General features: G+C 69.5%; 16 protein-coding genes and 1 pseudogene. 10 read left to right on the top strand and 7 right to left on the bottom strand.

All coding sequences use genetic code 11. The features are described from left to right. The first annotated feature begins 241 nt into the window (after positions 1-241). From ACFU53_RS33980 to ACFU53_RS33960, 5 genes are all read left to right on the top strand, one after another. The gene (locus ACFU53_RS33980) at positions 242-499 is read left to right on the top strand and encodes a mycoredoxin (RefSeq protein ID WP_384001208.1); all 258 of its coding nucleotides are present in this window, start codon (positions 242-244) and stop codon (positions 497-499) included. A gap of 156 nt (positions 500-655) precedes the next feature. Next, positions 656-871, top strand: coding sequence for a hypothetical protein (locus ACFU53_RS33975; RefSeq protein ID WP_384001205.1), 216 nt, complete (start codon positions 656-658; stop codon positions 869-871). Then, the gene (locus ACFU53_RS33970) at positions 858-1367 is read left to right on the top strand and encodes a DUF6879 family protein (RefSeq protein ID WP_384001202.1); all 510 of its coding nucleotides are present in this window, start codon (positions 858-860) and stop codon (positions 1365-1367) included. The genes ACFU53_RS33975 and ACFU53_RS33970 overlap by 14 nt, the downstream gene beginning before the upstream one ends. Further along, positions 1364-2197: a helix-turn-helix domain-containing protein gene (locus ACFU53_RS33965; RefSeq protein WP_384001210.1), complete on the top strand. Its 834-nt coding sequence runs from the start codon at positions 1364-1366 to the stop codon at positions 2195-2197. The genes ACFU53_RS33970 and ACFU53_RS33965 overlap by 4 nt, the downstream gene beginning before the upstream one ends. Before the next feature lie 729 nt (positions 2198-2926). Then, the gene (locus ACFU53_RS33960) at positions 2927-3172 is read left to right on the top strand and encodes a hypothetical protein (protein ID WP_384001198.1); all 246 of its coding nucleotides are present in this window, start codon (positions 2927-2929) and stop codon (positions 3170-3172) included. Positions 3173-3238: 66 nt separating this feature from the next. Here ACFU53_RS33960 and ACFU53_RS33955 read toward each other — a convergent pair whose 3' ends face one another. Beyond that, on the bottom strand, positions 3239-3823 hold the full coding sequence (locus ACFU53_RS33955) for a recombinase family protein (RefSeq protein WP_384001195.1): 585 nt from the start codon (positions 3821-3823) through the stop codon (positions 3239-3241). A 491-nt stretch (positions 3824-4314) separates the two neighbouring features. On the opposite strand from ACFU53_RS33955, the gene ACFU53_RS33950 reads away from it, so the two are divergent. Beyond that, on the top strand, positions 4315-4932 hold the full coding sequence (locus ACFU53_RS33950; protein ID WP_384001192.1) for a hypothetical protein: 618 nt from the start codon (positions 4315-4317) through the stop codon (positions 4930-4932). A 56-nt stretch (positions 4933-4988) separates the two neighbouring features. Here ACFU53_RS33950 and ACFU53_RS33945 read toward each other — a convergent pair whose 3' ends face one another. Next, entirely contained in the window at positions 4989-6692 is a 1704-nt protein-coding gene (locus ACFU53_RS33945) for a recombinase family protein (protein WP_384001189.1), read from the bottom strand. A 52-nt stretch (positions 6693-6744) separates the two neighbouring features. On the opposite strand from ACFU53_RS33945, the pseudogene ACFU53_RS33940 reads away from it, so the two are divergent. After that, positions 6745-6840: pseudogene (locus ACFU53_RS33940) on the top strand (NrdH-redoxin); the annotation flags it as partial. 13 nt (positions 6841-6853) lie between these two features. On the opposite strand, the gene nudC reads toward ACFU53_RS33940, so the two are convergent. The 5 genes from nudC to ACFU53_RS33915 form a co-directional block, all read right to left on the bottom strand. Then, positions 6854-7801, bottom strand: coding sequence for an NAD(+) diphosphatase (gene nudC, locus ACFU53_RS33935; RefSeq protein ID WP_384001186.1), 948 nt, complete (start codon positions 7799-7801; stop codon positions 6854-6856). Positions 7802-7896: 95 nt separating this feature from the next. Further along, positions 7897-9309: a dipeptidase gene (locus ACFU53_RS33930; protein WP_384001182.1), complete on the bottom strand. Its 1413-nt coding sequence runs from the start codon at positions 9307-9309 to the stop codon at positions 7897-7899. 10 nt (positions 9310-9319) lie between these two features. After that, positions 9320-12940: a UvrD-helicase domain-containing protein gene (locus tag ACFU53_RS33925; RefSeq protein ID WP_384001179.1), complete on the bottom strand. Its 3621-nt coding sequence runs from the start codon at positions 12938-12940 to the stop codon at positions 9320-9322. A 58-nt stretch (positions 12941-12998) separates the two neighbouring features. Next, positions 12999-16337, bottom strand: coding sequence for an ATP-dependent helicase (locus tag ACFU53_RS33920; protein ID WP_384001176.1), 3339 nt, complete (start codon positions 16335-16337; stop codon positions 12999-13001). A gap of 311 nt (positions 16338-16648) precedes the next feature. Then, entirely contained in the window at positions 16649-17014 is a 366-nt protein-coding gene (locus ACFU53_RS33915) for an MGMT family protein (protein WP_384001173.1), read from the bottom strand. A 185-nt stretch (positions 17015-17199) separates the two neighbouring features. On the opposite strand from ACFU53_RS33915, the gene ACFU53_RS33910 reads away from it, so the two are divergent. The 3 genes from ACFU53_RS33910 to ACFU53_RS33900 all read left to right on the top strand — a co-directional run bounded on the left by ACFU53_RS33910 (position 17200) and on the right by ACFU53_RS33900 (position 23318). Continuing rightward, complete coding sequence (locus tag ACFU53_RS33910; RefSeq protein ID WP_384001170.1) at positions 17200-20007, top strand: YbhN family protein; 2808 nt, start codon at positions 17200-17202, stop codon at positions 20005-20007. Between the two features lie 130 nt (positions 20008-20137). Then, positions 20138-21688 carry an alpha/beta hydrolase gene (locus ACFU53_RS33905; protein ID WP_384001167.1) on the top strand — a complete coding sequence of 517 codons (1551 nt, stop codon included), beginning with the start codon at positions 20138-20140 and terminating at the stop codon, positions 21686-21688. Between the two features lie 118 nt (positions 21689-21806). Then, positions 21807-23318, top strand: coding sequence for an alpha/beta hydrolase (locus ACFU53_RS33900; protein WP_384001164.1), 1512 nt, complete (start codon positions 21807-21809; stop codon positions 23316-23318). Positions 23319-23373 lie beyond the last annotated feature (55 nt).

Raw genomic sequence — 23373 nt, 5'->3', positions numbered from 1 at the left:
CGAGAGCTACCTCGCCGGCCTCCACCTCCGTGCCTCGATGATCTGGATCAACGACCTCCTGAAGGCCAGCTGATCACAACGTCACACAGGCCCTAATGCGGCAGGCGCCTCCGCGATCCGGTGCGGCGCAAGCACCGGCTGCGGTGGTGGACGGCACCCGCGTAAGGGAATGGCGGGCCTGTCGCGTACGTTCCACTCACTGCGACCACGCATCCCCGGACCGTGAAGGAGCGCCAGGAACATGGCGGGCACTGTGACGATGTACAGCACCACGTGGTGCGGCTACTGCCGTCGGCTGAAGAGCCAGATGGACCGCGAGGGCATCACGTACAACGAGATCAACATCGAGCACGACCCGGAGTCCGCCGCGTTCGTGGAGAAGGCGAACGGCGGGAACCAGACGGTTCCCACGGTTCAGGTAGTTCCCTCCAGTGGTGGCGCTGAGGTCGTGATGACGAACCCGAGCCTTGCCCAGGTGAAGCAGGCGCTCGGCGTCTGACCGCCACGACACGCAACCCCTGATCGGCTTGGAACTGATCGGGGGTTTTGTGTTCTCAGGGCACTTTCCCGTTTTGGAAAGCCGGGGATCTTGACCGTGCTGGCGCAGGCCAGAAGCATCGAACGCGACAAGAACTGTCGACGTAAGGGGGAAGCCGTGGGCGCACCGCTGCGGAAGCTGTCGGGAGACCCGGAGTGCAAGAACGGCACGTGCCCCACGCTGTGGGGTACGGACGACGGCAAGGACTACGTGGTGCAGGGTTACGTGATCACCGACCCTGAGCGGCTGGCACAGCTCGATCTCCCCGAGGGGGAGACGGCCGTCATGGTCCCGGCGACCGTACTTGAGGAGTTCTTCCGTGCTCAGCGGTGAGGAGTTCGGCCGTCTCTTCGAGACCTTCGAGCGGACCGCGTTCCGGCTGGAGACGCTCGACGTGTATGACGTGGAGGAGGAGCGGGAGGAGATCGCTCGGTTCCTCGCGAGTGAGGACATGGGCCCGGAGTGGAGCGACAACCCATGGGTGCGCTCGATGACCGACAAGGGCAAGAGCGTGTCCCGCGTTCATGTCCTGCGCTCCCCTCTGACTGACTACCTGCGTTACGAGCTGTCGGCTTACCCCGGCAACATCAAGGCCGGGGAGTCCATCGGGATCATCGACCTTGCCGAGCAGAAGGTGACCGGCCTGCCCGATCACGACTTCTGGCTCTTCGACGACCGTGACGTGTACCGCATGCACTACACCCCCGAGGGCAAGTTCATCGGCGGTGAACTCCTGCCTACCGACCGGCTGAGGGAGTACCAGGGTTACCGCGACCTGGCGCTCACCCGCGCCGTGCCGTTCGCGGCCTACCGGGAGCGGCATCACTGACCACGGAGTCGATCGGGAGAGCCCTGCGGGCACTGCGGGAAGCATCGGGACTGACCGGTGACGCGGTAGCCCGCAGGGCATCCATGTCCGCAGGGAAGCTCTCGAAGATCGAGAACGGCCGGACCCTGCCCACCGTTCAGGACGTCGACCTGATCCTGTCCGCGCTCGGCGTCTCGGACGCAGTGAAGGAACAGTTCCTCGCAACTGCCCGAGCCGAGGTCACCGAGGCCACAGCGTGGCGCCTGCTGCGCCGTATGGGCCCCTGGAAGCACCAGAACACCATCAAGGCCATCGAGGCCAACACAGCCGCTCTCAGGCTGTTTCAGGGGCAACTCATCCCCGGACTCCTCCAGACACCGGAGTACGCCACGGCGGTGTTCTCCCTGCCCCCAGCTTTGCCGGACGAGACCAGGGCTCGGACGGTGGCAGCGAGGATGGAACGGCAGGCGACGCTCTACGAAGACGGCCGGTCGTTCTACTTCGTGATCTGTGAGCACGTCCTACGGTGGCTGATCTGTGAGCCAGTCGTGATGGCGGTACAACTTGATCGGCTCGTGTCCCTGTCCCGCCTTCCCAACGTGACCGTTGGGGTGGCGCCCCTGACTGGTCGGATGCCGGACTTCCCCATGACGTGCTTCAGCATCCACGATGACCGGCTTGTGATCGTCGAGACCTTCCACTCAGAGATCACGACACGGGACCCCAGGGACATACAGACGTACGTCGACACCTTCGAGCGGTTCGCCGACGTGGCGCTCTTCAGCGATGACATGCGCGCCCTGGTTGAGAGCATCCGAGACGAGTTCTTGCCTCAACAGGAAAGAACGTAGGGCCGCTTCGCTGGAGCCCCAAGGATGGATCGCAGCGAGATCCAGGCGGGGAGGCCGTACAGGATGAGCACACCGAAGACGACGATGGCGGAGCCAGTGCACCTGACAGCTCCAGCCCGGGAGCCGGACCCCGTGGCAGGCTGCCGCGAGTGCCTCGGTATCGCGGTGACTCGAACCAACGCCCGATCGGTTGGGGACTACTCGAAGGCGTCAGATGCGAACGTCGTACTCCGTACGCACCTGCGGGAAAGCCACGGGGCCGAGTGATGGTGCGCTCCGTCCTGCGGTACGTGAAGCATCGGATCACGCAGCACCCGGACACTGACGTGACCTTCGAAGCGGAGTGCCTTCACTGCGAGTGGACGGCCACGCCTGCCACGGACGGCGCGGCGGTCGACGTGGAGTGCATGAGCCACACAGGCCGGAGCGGACACAAAAGCTTCCGACGGATCTGCACGTCGTTCGCGATGGTGGTCCGGGAAGAGTGAGTGACAGACGCCCGGCGCGCTGAGGGACGGCGAGCACCACGACCGAGGTGCGCCGCCGGAAGGGGGAGCAGTTCGAGCGACCTGCACCCCTGTGCCTGCCCCTGTCGGCTCCCCCCGTGGTCGGCAGGGGCGGGCATCGTTACGCCTGTCGGACGGCGTCAGACACCCGTGCATGACAGCGGCCCCCGGCGTATGCCGAGGGCCTGTCTTTCGGATGCCGCCGACTTGCCATGATGGCTGTATGGAAACGGGTTTCCCATGGGGGTCCACGCCGACCGTCGATCTCCGCCTGTGGCGCTCCGATGCCATCGTGCTGTTCGACTGGCTGATGAGCACCGACCTGAACGCCGTACCGATCACGCATCCGGCTCAGAAGCAGGCTCTCGCAGACCTGCTGGCACGCTTGGAGGAGGTGGACGTCATTGAGTCCACCGAGGAAGAGATCGCCGCAGCCCAGGAGGAGGTAGCCAGGGACATGGGCTGGTAGGACACCGGAGGCGCTCAACCCTCGATGGCACGCGCTCAGGGCTCGGTGAACACCAGTGCGCCTGTCTCAGGCGCTCTCGCCAAGGTGGCGGTAGAGGGTGGCGCGGGAGATCCCGAGAGCCTTGGCGATGGCGCTCACACTCTCGCCCTTCGCCTTCCTGGCGCGGGCCACGGTGAGCACGTCCTCATCGACGACGGACGGCCGTCCGCCTGTACGCCCCTGCGCCTTGGCTGCGTCGAGTCCTGCGCGGGTGCGCTCCTTGATGAGGCTGCGCTCGAACTCCGCCATGGCTCCGACCACCTGAAGCATGAGACGGCCATCGGCCGTGCCGGAGTCGATGTTGGCCAGTGCACCCGTGAGCACCTTGAACCCGATGCCCCGCTCTCGAAGGGTGTCGACCATGGTCACAAGGTCGATGAGGGACCGGGCGAAGCGGTCGAGCTTCCACACGCACAGGGTGTCGCCGGGTCTGGCGTAGTCCAGTGCAGCCGTGAGCTCTGGCCTGTTGGTGTTCTTCCCGCTGGCCTTGTCTTCGAAGATCCGGGCGCACCCGGCGGCCGTCAGTGCGTCGTGCTGCAACTGCGCTTCCTGGTCATCGGTGGAGACGCGGGCGTACCCGATGAGCTGGCCAGTGATCGTGTTCGTCGTCATGGCCGGGACTGTCTCAGAACTCGTCTCAATACGTTAAGCCTGAGACGGAAGTTTCGAGACGGGTATTGAACAGTGCTGCGCCCCCTTCCGGGGTGCATCCCGTCTCGTCTCACAAACCTTGGTTTTCGAGACGCCCGTTACTGGTCACGCTGCGCCACGGTCGTGCGCATGCCTGCCTGCCCTTGTGCTCTCGCCCGCCTCGCTCGCCCTGGCTCAGCCTGTCGACGGCGGAGGGGGGCAGGGGCGACGTGAGAGGCAACGGCGGAAGGGGGTGGGGTATGCCCCCTTGAAGGGGCCTTGCTCGACCGCCGTGTCTTGGCGGCCCAAATCCTGCCACGGTTCTGGGGTCCGCCTGAGAGGCGCCTCACATGCGATGACCTGCGCTTTTGTCTCTGGAGACCTGTAGATTTTGGAGTCCTTGTTGAGTCTTCGGAGAAGGGAAGCCCGAGATACAGGAACACGTATGGCGTCGTGCGCTGGTGCGCTCGAACATGAAGCACGCAGAGAAGTTGGTCGGCGTCGCCATGGCGTTGTACGCGGACTCCGAGACAGGCGAGAGCGTGTGCCCGTCGAACGGGACGATCGCCAGGGAACTCGGCTACGGCGGGAAGGCTCCAGAGCAGACGGTCAACAAGATCGTGGGCAGGCTACGTAAGGCTGGCTGGCTCACGAAGACCGGCAAGGTGCCGGATGGTCCAGTGATCTACCGACTCACCTTGCCGAAGCAGGGGGGTATGGCTGAGGAGCCATACAACCTACATACCTTCAAGAGCGACGGCGGTAGGAGAGAGGAGCCAGCGGCGAAGAGCAAGCGGGTAGGCGGAGAGCGGCCCCCCGCAGGGGGCCGACAGGGCGAAGACGAAGAGCGCAAGCAGCCGGCGAAGGTGGGCCGCGTAAGCGGCCCCCAGAAGGAAGACGAAGGGGCTGACTCCCTTGGGGGGCCTTCGGCCCCCACCTTGTCCTTCGTAGACCTGGCGACGGTCAAGCAAGAGGAGCGCCGCCGGAAGTGGTTCGGCGAGTCGTACACAGCTCCCATGCCAGCCGACTTCGACTACGACAACTCGGCCCATCGGCTCCGCGAGGCAGAACACGAGCCGCCGCCCTTCTGACTCGGAACGACAGAAGGCCCCCAAGTCGGGGGCCTTCCTCGCTTGCTCATCCTGCATCAGGCGGACGCCGGTACCACCGTGGCTTCCCCTGCTCCCTGGGCTTCCTCCTGGCCATTCGCCCGCTGTGCTGTCCGCTCCGCTTCGAAGTCCTCCCAGCGGCTGACGATCTCCCACTCCACACCCGTAAGCGGCTTCGGCTTCTCGTACGGCTTTCCGTGCAAGGAGATCGGCGTGATCGGTGAGAGCACCTGAGAAGACTTGGAGGGCACATCCCAGTACGTGATGCCCTGCTGCTTGATGTTCTCGATCAGGTCGCCGGGATCGATGGCCAGGACGTCATGTCCGAAGTACGCCTTGACCTTGTGCTTCTTCAGCCACTCGCGCCGTTCGTCGACGCTCGACCGCTCCCACCACTCCGCGTAGCCCTCGCCCGTACCCGTCCATACGGTCACCGGCTTCGGCCCCTCCTGGCTGGTGACCTTCTCCCGGTCCTGGGCAAGGCTGGCGACTTGCGAGCCGTACGCGACGGCGCTGATCTCGCCCTGCTGAAGTTCCTTCAGGAGCTGGTTCATCCTGCCGTCGATCACGGCGAGCTTCGCTGCACGGCTGTCGTCGATGGTCGTCCTCGACTCCATCCGTTCCAAGTGGCCGATCTCGCCCAACAGGGTCGACTCCAGCCAGGGGTACAGGTCTTCGGCCCAGAACCTCTGCTTCGGGCATGCCTGGATGCCCTTGCTCTTGTTGCCGTGACAGCGGTACCGCTCGCGCTTGCCCTTGGCCGGGTCGCCCTTCACGAAGTAGAGGGCGCTTCCGCACAACAGGCAGAACGTCACGCCCACCGTCGGCGACGTAGAGCCCTTCTGCTTCTTGTACTTGACCGAGGCGACGGCGTCCGACAGCTTCGCCCACTCCTCCTCGTTGAGTACCGGCTCAGAGCGCGTGACGGGTGAGCCGTCGTCGTTACGGACAACGGCATCATTGGCACGTACGTACTCCCCAAGCAGAGAGCGGCTGGTCAGTACGGCTTGCACTGTGGTCGGCGTCCACCTGGCTCCCCGGGGCTTCGGGTCCGCCAGTCGAGTTGTGCTCTCGCCTGCCGCCGCGCGGATACGAGCGATGTCCTGAGCCGTGGGTACGCCTTGCTCGTTCAGCCAGTCCGCGACGGCCGAGAAGCTCGGCTTCTCGATGAAGCGCCGGATCATCTCGATCAGCGTCGGGCCGTACTCGGAGTCGAGTTCCAGAGTGAAGCCCCCATCGCCCTTCACCGCTCTGCGTCCGAACGGGACAAGGCCCCCCGGCCACCGGCCGGTCTTCCGCATCGTCTCCCGAGACGCCTTGTTACGGGCCTTGATGGCGTCCAGCTCCGCTTCCGCGACCACGGCAAGGATCTTGGCAATGGTCTTGCCCCACGGCTTCGAGAGGTCGAACCCCTCTTCGCAGGAGATCAAACCCTTACCGTTCGCCTCGCACCACTCGATGATGTCCGAGAGGTGGCGGACCGACCGCGCGATGCGGTCGATCTTCAGGATGATGATGTGGTCGAACTGGTCCTTCTTGTTGTTGAGCCAGTCGCCCAGGGACGGGCGTACCCACGGCGAGATGGACGCCGACACGTCGATGTCGACGGCGAAGTCGACCAACTCCATTTCCTCCGCGTCCGCACGCTTGCTGATGCGGGTGCGTTGCGTCTCCTCCCCCGTCTGGTTCTCGTTGCCGACGGACAGACGGACCACGCCAAGAGCCCTGGGCTTCTCGCTCACGCTCTTCCCTCCCCCACAAGGGGCGGCCCTCCCTGGCCGCCCTCACGTAGCGGGAAGTCTACAGACCGTGCCCACCGTCCTCTTCCCGGACGGTTCGACGCTCACGAACCCCTCGCTGGCGCAGGTCAAGCAGAAGATCGGCGCGTAACCGCGGACGAGTCCTAGCCGATGTGACTTCGCGTCGGCAGGGGCTTGCCGTACCAGAGTTCGATCAGCCGGGCCGCGATCGAGATGCCGTAGGGAGGCAGGACCTCCCCGGACTCGAACGCGGCCCGCAGCTCTTCTCGGGAGAACCAGCGGGCCTCGTGGATCTCGTCGCCGTCGACGTCCACGGTGGTCGAGGTGGCTCGGGCCATGAAGCCCAGCATGAGGCTGGAGGGGAAGGGCCAGGGCTGGCTGGCGATGTACTCGACCTGGCCGACGGTGATGCCGACCTCCTCGTGGACCTCGCGCCGCACGGACTGCTCGATGGACTCACCGGGCTCCACGAAGCCCGCCAGGGTGGAGAAGCGCCCCTCGGGCCAGTGCACCTGGCGGCCGAGCAGAATGCGGTCCTCGTCGTCCGTGACCGCCATGATCACCGCCGGGTCGGTGCGTGGGTAGTGCTCAGCACCGCAGGCCTGGCAACGGCGGATGTGGCCGGCCGCAGCGATGACCGTGCGCTCGCCGCAGCGCGAGCAGAAGCGGTGGGTGCGCTGCCAGTTCTCCAGGCCGACCGCGTGCACCATCAGGCCCGTGTCGCGCGGCGACAGCAGCATGCCCGCCTCGCGCAGTCCGGCCGGACGCGCGGACTGGTCCATGCGGCCGGGGAGCGCGTCCTTCTGGAGTGCGAAATAGCTCACACCGTCGGCGTCGGTACCCAGGAAGTAGCGGTGCGCCTCGGTGAGCGGGGCCTCGAAGGAGGGGATCATGACGAGTTCGGTGGTGCCGTCCGAGGTCTCGTCGATGAGGACCTGGCCGCCGGAGACCACGAAGCAGCGGGTCGTGGGGTGGCTCCACGCCGCAGCGAGCCAGGCCTCGTCGAGCCGGTGGTGGGCGGCCCGGTCGATGCCGCTGGGGGCGGTGAGCGCGATGGGTCGGTCGGCGGTGTGGTCGGTCCAGGTGGTCACGGGTGCTTCCAACTCCCCCGGTGAAACGGTTGATTGGGCGGGCGGTTCGGCGGGGCGTGCCGCGGGCGGGTGCGCTGGGGCGTGCGGGGCCTTCTTCAGTGTGCCTCGCGGGAGCTTCGGGCCAGTTCGCCCCAGAGGTACGCGCTGGTCTCGACGCCTTTGAGAAGCAGATCGAGCTCGACCTTCTCGTTGGGGGCGTGCCAGCCGTCGGAGGGGACGGAGATGCCCAGGAAGAGCACAGGTGCGTCGAGGATTTCCTGGAGGTCGGCGGCGGGGCCGGAGCCGCCCTCGCGCGTGTAGCGGACCGGTTGTTGGAAGGCGCGGCCCATGGCCCGCACGACCGAGCGCAGGGCCGGGTGGTCCAGAGGTGTCAGGCAGGGGCGGGTGGACCCGGTGAACGTGATCTCGTGGCGGATCCCGGTGGGGATCCGCTCGGCGGCCCAGGCGGTGACAGCCTTCTGGATGTGGTCCGGGTCCTGTCCGGCGACCAGGCGGAAGGACAGCTTCACCATGGCCGAGGACGGGATGATCGTCTTGCTGCCCGCGCCCTGGTAGCCGCCGCCGATGCCGTTGACCTCGGCGGTCGGGCGGGCCCAGACGCGCTCCAGGGTGGTGTGTCCGGCTTCGCCGTGCGTCACCGTGGACCTGGCCGTGCGCAGCCACCGCTCCTCGTCGAAGGGCAGTTCGGCGAAGAGTTCGCGCTCGCGGTCGGTGAGTTCGACGATGCCGTCGTAGAAGCCGGGGATCGCCACTCGCGCGTGCTCGTCGTGCAGGGCGGCGACGAGGCGGGCGACCGCGGTGGCCGGGTTCGGTACGGCGCCGCCGAAGGAGCCGGAGTGGATGTCCTGGTCGGGGCCGTGCAGCTGGATCTCGCACTCGGCGAGGCCGCGCATGCCGGTGCACACGGTGGGGGTGTCCTCGGCCCACATGCCGGTGTCGGAGACGACGACCACGTCGGCGGCGAGCCGCTCGGCGCGCTCCTCGACGAGGGCACGGAAGTGCGGGGAGCCGGACTCCTCCTCGCCCTCGATCAGCATCTTCAGGTGGACGGCGGGGGTGGTGCGGCCGGCGGCGACAAGGTGGGCGCGGACACCGAGTGTGTGGAAGAACACCTGCCCCTTGTCGTCGGCCGCCCCGCGCGCGTGGAGGCGGTTTCCGCGGATCACCGGCTCGAACGGCTCGGTGTCCCAGCCGTCCGCAAGGGCCGCGGGCTGCACGTCGTGGTGCCCGTAGACCAGGACCGTGGGGGCGTCGGCGTCCGCGGAGGGCCATTCCGCGAAGACGGCGGGGGCACCCGGCGTCTCCCAGACCTCGGTGGTGGGAAAGCCGGTCTCGTCGAGCTTGGCGGCCAGCCAGTCGGCGCTGCGTCGTACGTCCGTCGCGTGCTCGGGCTGGGCCGACACCGACGGGATGCGCAGCCATTCCACGAGGTCGTCGAGGAAGGCGGCACGGTGGTTCTCTATGTACGTACGGACGACGCTGACGTCGCTGTCAACGGGCTGGCTCATGCTCACGAGCCTATCGGCCCGCACCGACATGCTCGTCCGGCGGTTCGTCCGTGAACGCCCCCGACCCGTCCGCCGACGACTCCGGCCCCTCCGCGTTCGAGTCCGATCCCCCGTCGGCGCCGGGCTGCTTCAGGAGGAGCCGCTCCAGCACGTCCCGGCCTGGGAGGTTCTCGGGCCGTACGACGTCCCCGGTACGGACGTACAGGAAGGCCGCCCCGACCGACTCCAGGGGCACACCCTGCTGCTCGGACCAGGCGAGCCGGTAGATGGCGAGCTGCAGCGGGTCGGCGGTGCGGGTACGGCTGGTCTTCCAGTCGACGATCTCGTACGTCGTCGTCCCGTCGCCGTCGCTCTCCCGGTAGACGGCGTCGATACGGCCGCGTACGACACGTCCGGCGATGCCGAGCTGGAAGGGTGCCTCGACGCGATGCGGCGTGCGGTGCGCGTACGGGGTGCGTTCGAAGGCCTCTTTGAGGGCCTCCAAATCCAGCTCGTCGGCGATCTCGGCCTCGCTGCCGGGCAGGTCCTCGGGCTCCAGCATGGGCAGCCGCAGCTCTTCGAAGCGGGCCTCGACCCAGGCGTGGAAACGGGTGCCGCGACGTGCCGCGGGCTGCGGGGGGCGTGGCATGGGGCGCGCGAGCTCCTGCGCGAAGCCGTCCGGATCGGCGGCCAGACGCATCAGCTGCGAAGCGGTCAGCGACGCCGGCAGGGGTACGTCGGTGACCTTCGCGCGGGCCCGCATGAGCTCTCCGGTGAGGGCGTCCAGGTCGCGGTCCCATGAGGCGACGCTGCGGGCTTCCTCGGGGGTGAGGCCGGACGCGGCGGGATGCCTGCGGGCGTGCGGCACGGCAGGCGTGCGCTCGTCCTGTGCGGGGTGGTCCCCCCGCGCGTGGGCAGCCCGTGCGGGGCGGTCCGGCGACCAGGATTCCCAGTCGCCGGTGTCCTCGTCGTGGAGGCCCTCGGAGATGTCCGCCGGGAAGCCGTCATCGGCGTAGGGGGCGCCGTCCGGGAAGTCGTCGTCCTCGTAGAGGGCTTCTTCGTCGTCCGGCGGAGGTGGCCAGTCCGGATCGTCGTGGGAGTGAGGGCTCCGGTCGTGGGCGGCGCCCGGATGCGTGTCCTCGTGGGAGGCGGCTCTCTCCAGGTGGGCCAGTACGGTCTCGGCGGCGGCGCGACGGCGCATCAGAGCCGTGTCGTCGAGCGGGAGGGGCCAGGCGTGGTCGGCTGCCGTCTCGTGGAGGGCGGGGTTCTCGGCGTCCTCCTCGGGTTCGGCGGCCCAGACCTCGATCTCGCCGTATCCGGCGGCGCAGTGGTCGTAGAGGGCCTTGAGGAAGTCGGACGGTCCGCGCGGGCGCTTCTGGGACGGGCCCCACCAGTGGCCGGATCCGAGGAGCAGGGAGCGGGGGCGGGTGAACGTGACGTAGCCGAGGCGGAGCTCCTCGGTGTGCTGGTGGTCCTTCATGGCCTCCTGGAAGGCCTTCAGGCCGCGCGAGTCCCAGGCTTCGACGTCGGGGAGGGTGTCGGCGTCGCCGCGCAGTTCGTGCGGCAGGACCTTGCCCTGGGCGGTCCACTTCTCGCGGCCCTGGGTGCTGGGGAAGGTGCCGGTGACCAGGCCGGGGACGGCGACGACGTCCCATTCCAGGCCCTTGGACTTGTGGGCGGTGAGCACCTTGACGGTGTTCTCGCCGCCCGGCAGGGCGTTGTCGAGGCCCTTCTCGTACTGGGCGGCCGTACGCAGGAAGCCGAGGAAGGCGAGCAGGCTGGCCTCGCCGGCGCTGTTGGCGGCGAAGGAGGCGGCGGTGTCCAGGAAGTTGGACAGGGTCTCGCGGCGGCGGGCGGCGAGCGCGTGCGGGGACGCGGAGAGTTCCACTTCCAGGCCGGTGACGGCGAGCACCCGGTGGAGGACGTCCATGAGCGGGTCGGCGAGCGAGCGGCGCAGGTCGCGCAGTTCGGCGGCGAGACGGGCGAACCGTACGCGCGCGTCCGGCGAGAACGGCAACCCGTCGTCCTCCCCCTCGGCGTCGAGCGGCAGCTCCAGGAACGTGTCCAGCGCGTCCGCCAATGAGATCACCTCGGACGGGTCGACGCCCTCGACGGCGGCAGCGAGCCGGCGGTCCGGGTCGTCGTCGCCGTCCACGCGCGCGTGGGACACGAGCAACCTGGCCCGGCGCCCCAGGAGGGCGAGGTCGCGCGGGCCGATCCGCCAGCGCGGGCCGGTCAGGAGGCGGACGAGGGAGGCGTTGGCGCCGGGGTCCTGGAGGACTTCGCAGACGGCGACGAGGTCGGCGACCTCAGGGAGGTGGAGCAGTCCGGAGAGGCCGACGACCTCGACCGGGATGTCACGGGCGACGAGCGCGCCCTGGATCTCGGCGAAGTCGGTGGCCGTGCGGCACAGGACCGCGATCTCGCCGGGTTCCTTGCCGGTGCGCACGAGGTGGGCGATCGAGTCGGCGATCCAGTCGAGCTCCTCCGCGTGGGTGTTCAGCAGGGCGCAGCGGACCATGCCGTCGCGTTCGGCGCCGGGGGCCGGCCGGAGTGCCTCCACGCCCGCGTGCATGGCCCGCAGGGGCTCGGCGAGGCAATTGGCGAGGTCGAGGAGGCGGCCCCCGCTGCGGCGGTTCTCACTGAGCGCCTGGCGGGTCGCGGGGCGGCCGTCGGAATTTGCGAAGTGCTCGGGGAAGTCGTCGAGGTTGGCTACGGAGGCGCCACGCCAGCCGTAGATGGCCTGGCAGGGGTCGCCGACGGCGGTCACGGGGTGGCCGGTGCCGCCGCCGAACAGGCCTGCCAGCAAAACGCGTTGGGCCACCGAGGTGTCCTGGTACTCGTCGAGCAGGACCACCCGGAACTCGTCCCGCAGGACGCGCCCCACCTCGGGGAGCCGGGCGAGGCCGGCGGACAGGGCGATCTGGTCGCCGAAGTCGAGGAGGTCCCGCTCGCGCTTGGCCGCTCGGTAGCGGCCCACCAGCTCGGTGAGTTCACGCCGGGCGGCGGCCGCCTCGGGGACCTTGCGGAGGTCCGCGTTGGTGAGCTTGGCGCCCTCCAGTTCGCGCAGCAGGTCGGCGTCGTACGCGCGCAGGTCCTCGGGTCGTACGAGGTGTTCGGCGAGTTCGGAGTCGAGGGTCAGGAGGTCGCTGACCAGGTCCGGGAAGGAGCGGGTCAGTGCCGGGTACGGGCCCGGGGACTCCCGGAGGACGCGCGCGGCGAGCTGGTAGCGGGTGGCGTCGGCGAGGAGCCGGGATGTGGGTTCCAGGCCGATGCGCAGGCCGTGGTCGGTCAGGAGGCGGCCCGCGAAGGCGTGGTACGTGGAGATGACCGGCTCGCCCGGCGGGTTGTCCGGGTCGATCACGTCCGGGTCGGTGATGCCCGCCTTCACCAGGGCCTTGCGTACGCGCTCGGCGAGTTCGCCCGCCGCCTTGTTGGTGAATGTCAGGCCGAGCACCTGTTCGGGGGCCACCTGTCCGGTGCCGACCAGCCACACCACGCGCGCGGCCATCACCGTGGTCTTGCCCGACCCGGCTCCGGCCACGATCACCTGCGGGGCGGGCGGCGCGATGATGCAGGCCGTCTGCTCCGGGGTGAACGGGATGCCGAGGAGCTCCTTGAGCTGCTCGGGATCGCTGATACGGGCGGACATTCCAGAGAGGCTAGCGCCGGCCACTGACAGCGGATGCCGGGTGACCCTGCGGGCGGTGTCACTCGACCACGTGACGGCCCTCCGGGCGGGCACTGCAAGATGCCCGGAAAGCGCAGTGTGCGCAGTGTTGTCCCGCGGTCGGGGAGAAACGCTCGTCCAGAACCTTGCCCGCGGCTGTGGCAAGGAGGTCTCCGACCCATTCACCCTGCAAGGGTTCCTGGGCCTGCACCTTGGGGACGGTCTCGCCGCCGTTCTTCTTGGCGGCGCCCTGCCGCAACTGGACGAGTTCGGCGCCGCCCGGTTCGGGACGTACGCCGCCGAAGGGCTCGTCGACGGCCCCCTCGCGGACCGCGAGCTGGTACACGGCGAGCTGAGGGTGGCGGGTCACCTCTCCGGCACTCACGGTCTGCTTGCCCGTTTTGAAGTCGACGACGTACGCGCGGCCCTCGGTGTCGGCCTCGACCCGGTCCATGGAGCCCCTGATGCGCACCTCGTAGTCGCCCGCTTCGAGGGTGACGTCGAAGTCGTGCTCACTGGCCACCGGGGCGCGCCCCGTGCGGTCCATGACATGCCACTTCAGGAAGCGTTCGAGCGCCACGCGCGCGTGCTGCTTCTCCTGCTCCGACTTCCAGGGCGCGTCGAAGGCGAGGGCGTTCCACACGGAGTCGAGGCGCTCCATGAGGACGTCGAGGTCGGCGGGGGTGCGTCCGGAGGCGACCTCGTCGGCGAGGACGTGCACGACGTTGCCGAAGCCCTGGGCCGCGGTCGCGGGCGCGTCGGCCTTCACCTCACGGCCCAGGAACCACTGCAGGGCGCAGGTGTTGGCGAGCTGGTCGAGGGCGCTGCCGGACAGCACGACGGGCTGGTCGCGGTTCCTGAGCGGCACCTTGCTCTCGGTGGGCTCGAACATGCCCCACCAGCGGTACGGGTGCGCCGACGGCACGAGCGGGCGGCCGTCCTCGTCGCTCAGCGCGGCCAGCCTGGCCAGACGCAGGGCGGCGGCCTCGCGGAGGGTGTCCGACACGCGCGGGTCCACCGTGGTGGCACGCAGTTCGGCGACGAGGGCGGCCACGGACAGCGGGCGGCGGGGGCGGCCGGTGACGTCCTTGGGCTCGACGCCCAGTTCGGCGAGGAAGCGGGAGGGCTGGTCGCCGTCGTCGGCGGGGGCCTTCACGGCGGTGACGACGAGGCGTTCACGCGCGCGCGTGGCGGCCACGTAGAACAGGCGGCGTTCCTCCGCGAGCAGCGCGCCCGGGGTGAGCGGTTCGGCGAGGCCGTCGCGGCCGATGCGGTCGGCCTCCAGGAGCGAGCCGCGACGGCGCAGGTCAGGCCACAGGCCCTCCTGGACGCCGGCGACGACGACCAGGCGCCATTGGAGGCCCTTGGAGCGGTGCGCGGTCATCAGGCGTACGGCGTCGGGGCGGACGGCCCGTCCGGTGAGTGTGTCGGCGGCGATGTCCTCGGCCTCGATCTCGGCCAGGAAGTTGAGGGCGCCGAGGCCGCCGGTGCGCTCTTCCGCACGCGCCGCCGTGGCGAACAGCGCGCACACGGCGTCGAGGTCACGGTCCGCGTTGCGCCCGGCCGCGCCACCACGCCGGGCGGCCCGCTCCAGGCGCCTGGGCCACGGCGTGCCGTCCCACAGCTCCCACAGCGCCTCCTCGGCCGTACCGCCGCCCGCGAGGCGTTCTCGGGCCTTTCGCAGCAGCGCGCCCAGGCGTTGCGCGCCCCGCGCGTACACCGGGTCGTGCGCCACCAGCCGCTCCGGCTCCGCCAGCGCGCGTGCCAGCAGTTCGTCCGAGGGGGGCGGTACGGGGTTGCCGCCGGCCCGCTCCTCCTCGCGCAACGCGCGGCCGAGGCGCCGCAGATCGGCGGTGTCCATGCCCGCGAGGGGGGAGGCGAGGAGGTTGAGAGCCGTCTCGGTGTCCAGCCAGCAGGGCTGCGATTCGGATGCGTCGGACGGGCGTTCGGACTGCTCGGCCGAAGCCGCCTGCGCCGCTTCTCCCAGCTCCGCCCGTGCCACCGCCCGCAACGCCGTCAGGAGGGGCTGTACGGCCGGTTCGTGGCGCAGGGGCAGGTCGTCGCCGTCGATCTCCAGGGGAACGCCCGCTGCGGTGAGGGCGCGCCGGATCGAGGGGATCGTGCGAGCGCCGGCGCGCACCAGGACGGCCATCTCGCTCCAGGGGACGCCGTCCTCCAGGTGGGCCCGGCGCAGGACGTCCGCGATGTTGTCCAGTTCGGTGCCCGGTGTCGGGTACGTGCAGACCTCGACGCGCCCCCCGTCCCGTACGGGCCTGAGCTCACGGTGGGCCCGTACCTTCTCCGCGGGGAGGCGGGTGAGCGGCATGCGCTGGGTGAGCAGACGGGTGGCGGCGAGCAGGTCCGCTCTCGAGCGGCGGGAGTTCCTGAGGACCGCGACCGGCGCCTGGTGGCCGTCCGCGCGCGGGAAGGCCGCCGGGAACTCCAGGATGCCGTTCACGTCGGCGCCACGGAAGGTGTAGATCGACTGGTCGGGGTCGCCGAACGCCACCAGGGTGCGGCCGCCGCCCGCGAGCGCCCTCAGGAGCCGTACCTGGGCGGGGTCCGTGTCCTGGTACTCGTCGACGTAGACCGCGTCGTACTGCGCGGCCAGGCGCTCTGCGACGCCGGGGCGGCCGGCCAGGAGCACGGCCCGGTGGACCAGTTCCGCGTAGTCGAGCACTCCTTGCAGGTCGAGGACGTCGAGGTACTCGGCGAGGAAGGCGGAGGCCGCGAGCCAGTCCGGGCGGCCGATGCGCGCGGCGAAGGCCCGCAGGTCCTCGGGGGCCAGGCCCAGTTCGCGGCTGCGGGCGAGGACCGCGCGGACCTCGTCGGCGAACCCGCGCGTGGTCAGGCAGGCACGCAGTTCGTCCGGCCAGCGCACATGTGCGAGACCCAGGCGCTCCAGGTCGGGCTGGCCCGCGAGCAGTTCACGGACGGCCACGTCCTGTTCGGGGCCGGACAGCAGCCGCAGTGGTTCGACGAACAGGTCGCTGTCCTGGTGGGCGCGGACCAGGGCGTAACAGAACGAGTGGAAGGTGGTCGCCTGTGGGGCGCGCGCGGCGCCCATGCGCAGCGCCATGCGGTCGCGCAGCTCCACGGCCGCCTTGCGGCTGAAGGTCAGGACCAGCACGCGCGCGGGGTTCGCCCCCCGGGCGACGCGGGCTGCCACGGACTCGACGAGCGTGGTCGTCTTGCCGGTTCCCGGACCTGCGAGAACGAGCAGGGGACCGGTCTCGTGGTCAACCACGCCGCGCTGCTCGGCGTCCAGACGAGGGGGGTCGGTCCGGGCCGGTGGGGTACGCACCAGTCGGTAAGCGCCACGGCTCCCCTGGCGCACCTGGGTGTGCGACAGGCGCCTGGTGGAGAAAGAGGAGCTCACGTGGTTCGCCGGTCCTGGTGGGTGTGCGAGATGTCACTGCCGACGCGGTGCGCCGGCGTCGAGAGGTGGTGGTCGGGAAACGGGTGCGAGGCCCGCCGCTCATCGAAGGCGGTGGCCGCGGGGTGAGAGGGACACGTGCAGCCGACGCTACGCCGACGGGTGGCACGGAAGCAGGGCTTCCTCTTGTTCCCTCCCGACTCGCGCGGCACATGCGTCCCTCGCTCCACGAACGTACGGCATGCCACCGACGTGCCCCGCTTCCCCCGTACGGACCAGGGGTCGCACCGCGGTCCGTCGAATGCCCGAAGCTGTCAGGTGTGACCCTCCGCGTGTTCGCCGCCGTCCCAGCGCGCCCGTTTCATGTCGACGCGCGGCACATGGCCCTCGGTGGTGCGGCTCGCCTCGCGCAGGGGGGTCCCCTCCGCGCGGTAGCGGTCCAGGGCTCTCAGTTCGTGGCCGGGCAGCATGACGCCGTCTGCGCGGACGACCCGCCACCACGGAACCGGGCCCCCGTAGAGGGCCATCACGCGGCCCACCTGGCGCGGGCCGCCCTCCCCCAGCCATTCGGCAACGTCCCCGTACGTCATGACCCGGCCTGGCGGGATCAGGTCGGTGACCTCGAGGACCCGCTCCGCGTACTCCGGCAGGGCATCCGCCGGAAGACTCTCCTCGCTCACCCGCCCCATCCTGCCCCACCCCACCGACAATGGGACGTGGTGGCCGACGCGTGCGTCCCTCGCCCCGGGAGCGGTCTTCGGGCAGACTGTGCGCCCCCGCATTGCACCCTGATGCCCCTGTGTGCCCACCCGGCATGCCACCATCGTGCGGGCGGTGACTGGTGATACGAGACCAAGAAGAGACGATGAAGCAGCAGAGCGTGCACCCCGATGACGCGGCGGGCACCTCTGACGCCTCGTCGCGCCCTGACGCCGCCGAGGAAGGCGACAAGGGCACCGAGAACGTCTCGAAGAAGACCCCCGGCACCACCTCCTCGGACGAAACAGACGCCTCCAAGACGCACGAGAACGAGAATCAGCAGGTCGAGCAGGTCAAGCGGGACGAGGAGGACCTGGAGGACGCCCACGCCGAGGAGGTGGAGGGCGACGAACCGTTGCTCCCCGCGCGCGTGCACCGTCCCTCCGACCTCATGCGGCTGTCGGTCGGCATCCTCGGGATCATCGTCCTGCTGGCGATCGCCGCGTTCGCCCACGGCACCACCTCCGGGCTCGAACAGGACATCAACAAGGGCACGGGGCAGGCGCCCGATCTCCTGATCAAGCTCGCGGGACTCGGGTCGAGCATCGCGATCCTGCTGGTGCCGGTCGCCTTCGCTATCGAGCGGCTGATCAAGCGGGACGGGCTGCGCATCGCCGACGGCGTGCTCGCGGCGGTCCTGGCGCACGGGGTGACGCTGGCGACGGATCTGTGGGTCGCCAGGGCCGCCCCGGACTCGATCCAGGAGGCCCTCACCCAGCCCTCCCCCGGCGACATCCACGCCCTCACCGACCCCGTGCACGGCTATCTGGCCCCGGTCATCGCGTACATGACCGCCGTCGGTATGTCGCGCAGACCGCGCTGGCGGGCCGTGCTGTGGATCGTGCTGCTGCTGGACGCCTTCTCGATGCTGGTCACCGGCTACACGACACCCTTCTCGATCATCCTGACGGTACTGATCGGCTGGACGGTCGCCTACGGGACGCTGTACGCGGTCGGCTCCCCGAACGTACGTCCGACCGGCCGGACTCTGATGGCCGGCCTCCGGCGGGTCGGTTTCAAGCCCGTGAGTGCGGCCCGTGAGGAGATTCCGGACACGGCGGAGGGCGGGGACCGGGGTCGCCGGTACTTCGTGACACTGGAGGACGGACCACCCCTGGACGTCACCGTCGTCGACCGGGAGCAACAGGCACAGGGCTTCTTCTACCGCGTCTGGCGGCGGCTGACGCTGCGCGGCATCACCACCCGCCGCAGCCTCCAGTCACTGCGCCAGGCACTGGAGCAGGAGGCCCTCCTCGCCTACGCGGCCATCGCGGCCGGCGCCAACGCGCCCAAGCTGATCGCGACCTCCGAACTCGGACCGGACGCCGTGATGCTCGTCTACGAGCACACCGGCGGACGCACCCTGGACTCCCTGACGGACGACGAGGTCACCGACGAGCTGATGTCGGACACCTGGCACCAGGTGAAGGCACTGCAGTCGCGGCGCATCGCGCACCGCAGGCTGGTGGGCGACGCGATTCTGGTGGATCGTTCCGGCACGGTGATCCTGACCGATCTGCGCGTCGGCGAGATCGCGGCCGGTGACCTGGTGCTGCGCATGGACGTCTCCCAGCTGCTGACGACGCTGGGCCTGCGTGTGGGCGCCGAACGCGCGGTGGCCTCGGCGGTGAGCGTGCTCGGCCCGGACGCTGTGGCCGACTGCCTGCCGATGCTGCAGCCCATCGCTCTTTCACGCTCCACGCGCGCGACCCTGCGCAGACTGGCCCGGGAGCGCGCCGAACGTGAGCGCGAGGCGGTCCTGGAGGCGTCCCACCTGGCCAAACAGGCCCGCACGGAGGAGCACACCAGGGTCGCCGAGCCCGGCAAGGCCGACAAGAAGGCCGTACGGGCCGAGCAGCGGGCCGAGAAGCGGGCGATCGACGAGGCCCTGGAGGAAGCCCGCGAGGAAGACCTGCTCACCCAGATCCGCCACCAGGTACTGCTGATCAGGCCCCAGGCACCGGTCGAACCGGCCCGGCTGGAGCGGGTCAAGCCGCGCACACTGATCAGTGTCTTCGCCGGCGCGATCGGCGCGTACTTCCTGCTGACCCAGCTCACCCACATCGAGTTCGGGCTGCTCATCGAGAACGCCGAGTGGGGCTGGGTCGCCGCGGCCGTGTTCTTCTCCGCACTGAGCTACGTCGCGGCGGCGATGAGCCTGCTGGGCTTCGTACCGGAGCGGGTGCCGTTCCTGCGGACGATCGGGGCGCAGGTCGCCGGCTCGTTCGTCAAGATCGTGGCACCGGCCGCAGTGGGCGGTGTGGCACTCAACACACGCTTCCTGCAGCGCGCGGGCGTGCGGCCGGGACTCGCGGTGGCGAGTGTCGGCGCGTCGCAGCTCTTCGGGCTCGGCTGCCACATCCTCATGCTGCTCGCCTTCGGCTATCTGACCGGCATCGAGAAGACGCCGTCCCTGTCGCCGTCCCGCACCGTCATCGCGGGCCTGTTGACGGTCGCGGTGCTCGTCCTGGTGGTGACGTCGATCCCGTTCCTGCGTAAATTCGTCGTCACCCGCGTGCGGTCGCTCTTCGCCGGTGTCGTGCCGCGCATGCTCGACGTGCTGCAGCGGCCGCAGAAGCTGGTCACCGGCATCGGCGGCATGCTGCTCCTCACCGGCTGCTTCGTGATGTGCCTGGACGCCTCGATCCGCGCCTTCGGCAACGAGGACGTGTCGATCAGCATCGCCAGCGTCGCCGTCGTCTTCCTCGCGGGCAACGCCCTGGGTTCCGCGGCGCCGACCCCGGGCGGTGTGGGCGCCGTCGAGGCCACCCTGACGGTCGGTCTGATCGCCGTCGGCCTCCCCAAGGAGGTCGCCGCCCCCGCGGTGCTGCTGTTCCGCCTGCTGACCCTGTGGCTGCCCGTGCTGCCGGGGTGGCTGGCCTTCAACCAGCTGTCACGAAAGGGCGCGCTCTAGGCGGGGCCACGCGCGCGTGGGTCTCCCCTCCGGGCTCACGCGGCCTACGCGCGTGGCGGCACATCCCCGTGTCTCACCCGCACGGCCCGTGCCCCGAGCGCATCGTCCCGGGCACCTCCAGGATGGGTGCATGCCCACCTCGCCCCGACCGCGTGCATTCGCCGTGGCTGCCGTCGCCGTCCTGCTGTCCCTGTCGGCGGCGAGCTGCGGCGACGACGCCAAGGGCGACGACGGGGACCTGACGGCTCAGAAGCTGAGCTGGGAGACCTGCGAGGCCCCGTCCGAGTCCGAGGGCGGCGGCACCGCGCCTTCGGCACTGCCGGACGGCGACCTCTGGCAGTGCGCGACCATGAAGGCTGCCCTCGACTGGGACGAGCCCGAGGGCGACACCGTCCCCATCTCGCTGATCCGGGCCAAGTCCAGCGGCATCAGGAGTCAGCGCATCGGCTCGCTCGTCTTCAACTTCGGCGGCCCCGGCCTCTCGGGCGTCAAGACGCTCCCCTCTTTCGGCGAGGACTACGCGAAACTGCGCACCCGCTACGACCTGGTGAGCTTCGACCCGCGTGGCGTCGGCCGCAGCGCGGGCATCCAGTGCGAGGACGACGAGGCACTCGACGAGTACTTCCAGCAGGACGGGACCCCGGACGACGCGACCGAGCGGACGGACTTCCTCGACAACATGAAGTCGTTCAACTCCGCCTGCGAGGAGAACTCCGGCCAGACCCTCCCGTACGTCCGCACCACGGACGCGGCCCGCGACATGGACCTCATGCGCCGGGTCCTCGGCGACGGCAGACTCCACTACTTCGGCATCTCGTACGGCACCGAACTCGGCGGCGTCTACGCCCACCTGTTCCCCAAGAACGTCGGACGGGCCGTGTTCGACGCGGTCGTCGACCCGACCCAGACGGCGGAGCAGGGCTCGCTCGGACAGGCCGAGGGATTCCAGCTGGCGCTCGACAACTATGCACGGGACTGCGTGTCGAAGGCGGAGGACTGCCCGGTCGGCGACACGGAGCAGGACGTCGAGGACCGGATCATCAAGCTGCTCAGCGACCTCGACAGCAAGCCGATCACCGGAGTCTTCCCCCGCGATCTGACCGAGTCGGAGGCGAGGGCCGGTATCGCCCAGGCACTGTACTCCCAGGACCTCTGGCAGTACCTGACGGAGGGCCTGGAGCAGGCGTACGACGGGGACGGCCGAGTGCTGATGCTGCTGTCCGACTCGTTGAACGGGCGCAGCGAGAACGGCGAGTACAGCAACCTCACCGCGGCGAACGTCTCCATCAACTGCGCGGACGACAAGCCGCGCTACACCACCGAGGACGTGGAGGCGAGGCTGGCCGAGTTCCGGGCAACCTCGCCCGTCTTCGGCGAATGGCTCGCCTGGTCCATGCTCAGCTGCACCAACTGGGCCGTCGCCGGCGCGGCCGACCATCCCGATGTACGCGCTCCGGGCTCGGCGCCGATCCTCGTGATCGGCAACACGGGTGACCCGGCCACACCGTACGAGGGCGCGCGGAAGATGGTCGAGGCGCTCGGGAGGGGGGTCGGGATCGGGCTGACATACAAGGGACAGGGGCATGGCGCGTACAGCAGCGGTAATGCGTGCGTACAGACAGCCGTGGACGGTTACCTACTGACGGGCAAGGTGCCGAAATCCGGCACCGTCTGCTCGTAAATATGCAGGTCAGAGCGTTATCCACAGGTAATCTCGGCATGCACGGAAGTCCGCATACCATGGCATGACTGCCATTCGGGACATCCGGCGGGCGTTATCGCGAGAGGGGGAAGTGTTCATGGCGCGTTTTCCACGGGGGGCGACTCTGGCCGCTGCCGTGCTGCTGGTCGGCTGTAGCGGCGGCACGGACGAAGGGCCGGATGAAAAAGCGGGCGACGGAAAGGCCTCGGCCTCCGCACCGGCGCCCCAGAAGCTCGACTGGGGGCGCTGCAAGGCGACTTCGGACGGTCCGGCACCGGGCAGCGACTGGCAGTGCACGACGCTGAAGGTGCCGCTGGACTACGCGAACCCGGACGAAGGGACAATCGGGCTCGCGCTGATCCGCAGCAAGGCGGCCGGCGACGCCGACGAACGTCGCGGCTCCCTCCTGTTCAACTTCGGCGGGCCCGGCGGCTCCGGCGTGTCCATGCTGCCGTCTTATGCGGGACTCACCAGCGAACTGCACGAGCGGTACGACCTGGTGAGCTGGGATCCGCGTGGGGTGGCCGAGAGCGAGGGGGTCCGCTGCCGCAGCGACAAGGAGATCCAGGCGGGCGAGTCGGTGGACGCCACACCGGACGACGCGACCGAGGAAACGGCCTTCTTCAAGGACGCGACCGACTTCGGCGCGGGCTGCGAGAAGGCCGCGGGCAAGCTGTTGTCGCACGTCTCGACCACCGAGACCGCCCGCGACATGGACCTCATGCGCCAGGTCCTCGGCGACGAGAAGATGCACTACTTCGGCATCTCCTACGGCACCGAGCTCGGCGGGGTCTACGCGCACCTGTTCCCCAGGAACGTGGGACGCCTGGTCCTCGACGCGGTGGTCGACCCGACCGCCGACACGGTGGGCCACGCGAAGAACCAGACCCTGGGCTTCCAGCGCGCCCTCGACAACTACCTGAAGTCCACGGGACAGGCCCCCAAGGACGGCACCCGGAAGATCGAGGACCTGCTGGAGCGGATCGACGCCGAGCCGCTGACGACGACGTCCGGCCGCGAGCTCACCCAGACACTGGCGACCACCGGTATCGTCCTGCCGCTCTACAGCGAGCAGAGCTGGCCCACTCTGACCAGCGCGCTCGACGCGGCCGAGGATGGCGACGGCACCGAGCTGCTCGCGCTCGCCGACGGGTACAACGATCGTGACCCGTCGGGCCGCTACGGCACGATGACCCACTCACAACGGGTCATATCGTGCTTGGACCAGAAGCAGCGGCCGACTCCGGAGGAGACGAAGAAGCTACTGCCCGAGTTCCTGGAGATCTCGCCCGTCTTCGGCGAGTTCCTGGGCTGGGACACGGCAGGCTGGTGCCACGACTGGCCGGTGCCGGGCCTGACGGACTCCCCGGAGGTAAGCGCACCGGGAGCGGCGCCCGTCCTCGTGGTGGGCAACACCGGGGACCCGGCGACGCCCTACGAGGGCGCGCGGAAGATGGCCGAGGAACTGGGCGAGGGCGTCGGTGTGATGCTCACCTGGAAGGGCGAGGGCCATGGTGCGTACGGCAGCGGCAGCAGCTGTGTCGACTCGACGGTGAACGCGTATCTGCTGGACGGAACAGTGCCGAAGGACGGCAAGGTCTGCACGTAGGCCGGGACAGCCGACGACTCGTGCCTGCACAGGCGGCAGCGGAAAGGGGCTCGGC

This window comes from Streptomyces sp. NPDC057474, from assembly GCF_042802555.1.
Classification (GTDB): domain Bacteria; phylum Actinomycetota; class Actinomycetes; order Streptomycetales; family Streptomycetaceae; genus Streptomyces.
This window is presented reverse-complemented; position numbering and strand designations above follow the sequence as displayed.

Bases quoted from the DNA above. Each gene is read 5' to 3' on its own strand.
- ACFU53_RS33910 (WP_384001170.1), top strand. From the start codon at position 17,200: ATGAAGCAGCAGAGCGTGCACCCCGATGACGCGGCGGGCACCTCTGAC.
- ACFU53_RS33905 (WP_384001167.1), top strand. From the start codon at position 20,138: ATGCCCACCTCGCCCCGACCGCGTGCATTCGCCGTGGCTGCCGTCGCC.
- ACFU53_RS33900 (WP_384001164.1), top strand. From the start codon at position 21,807: ATGGCGCGTTTTCCACGGGGGGCGACTCTGGCCGCTGCCGTGCTGCTG.
- ACFU53_RS33955 (WP_384001195.1), bottom strand. From the start codon at position 3,823: ATGACGACGAACACGATCACTGGCCAGCTCATCGGGTACGCCCGCGTC.
- ACFU53_RS33950 (WP_384001192.1), top strand. From the start codon at position 4,315: ATGAAGCACGCAGAGAAGTTGGTCGGCGTCGCCATGGCGTTGTACGCG.
- ACFU53_RS33980 (WP_384001208.1), top strand. From the start codon at position 242: ATGGCGGGCACTGTGACGATGTACAGCACCACGTGGTGCGGCTACTGC.
- ACFU53_RS33925 (WP_384001179.1), bottom strand. From the start codon at position 12,940: ATGTCCGCCCGTATCAGCGATCCCGAGCAGCTCAAGGAGCTCCTCGGC.
- ACFU53_RS33930 (WP_384001182.1), bottom strand. From the start codon at position 9,309: ATGAGCCAGCCCGTTGACAGCGACGTCAGCGTCGTCCGTACGTACATA.
- ACFU53_RS33960 (WP_384001198.1), top strand. From the start codon at position 2,927: ATGGAAACGGGTTTCCCATGGGGGTCCACGCCGACCGTCGATCTCCGC.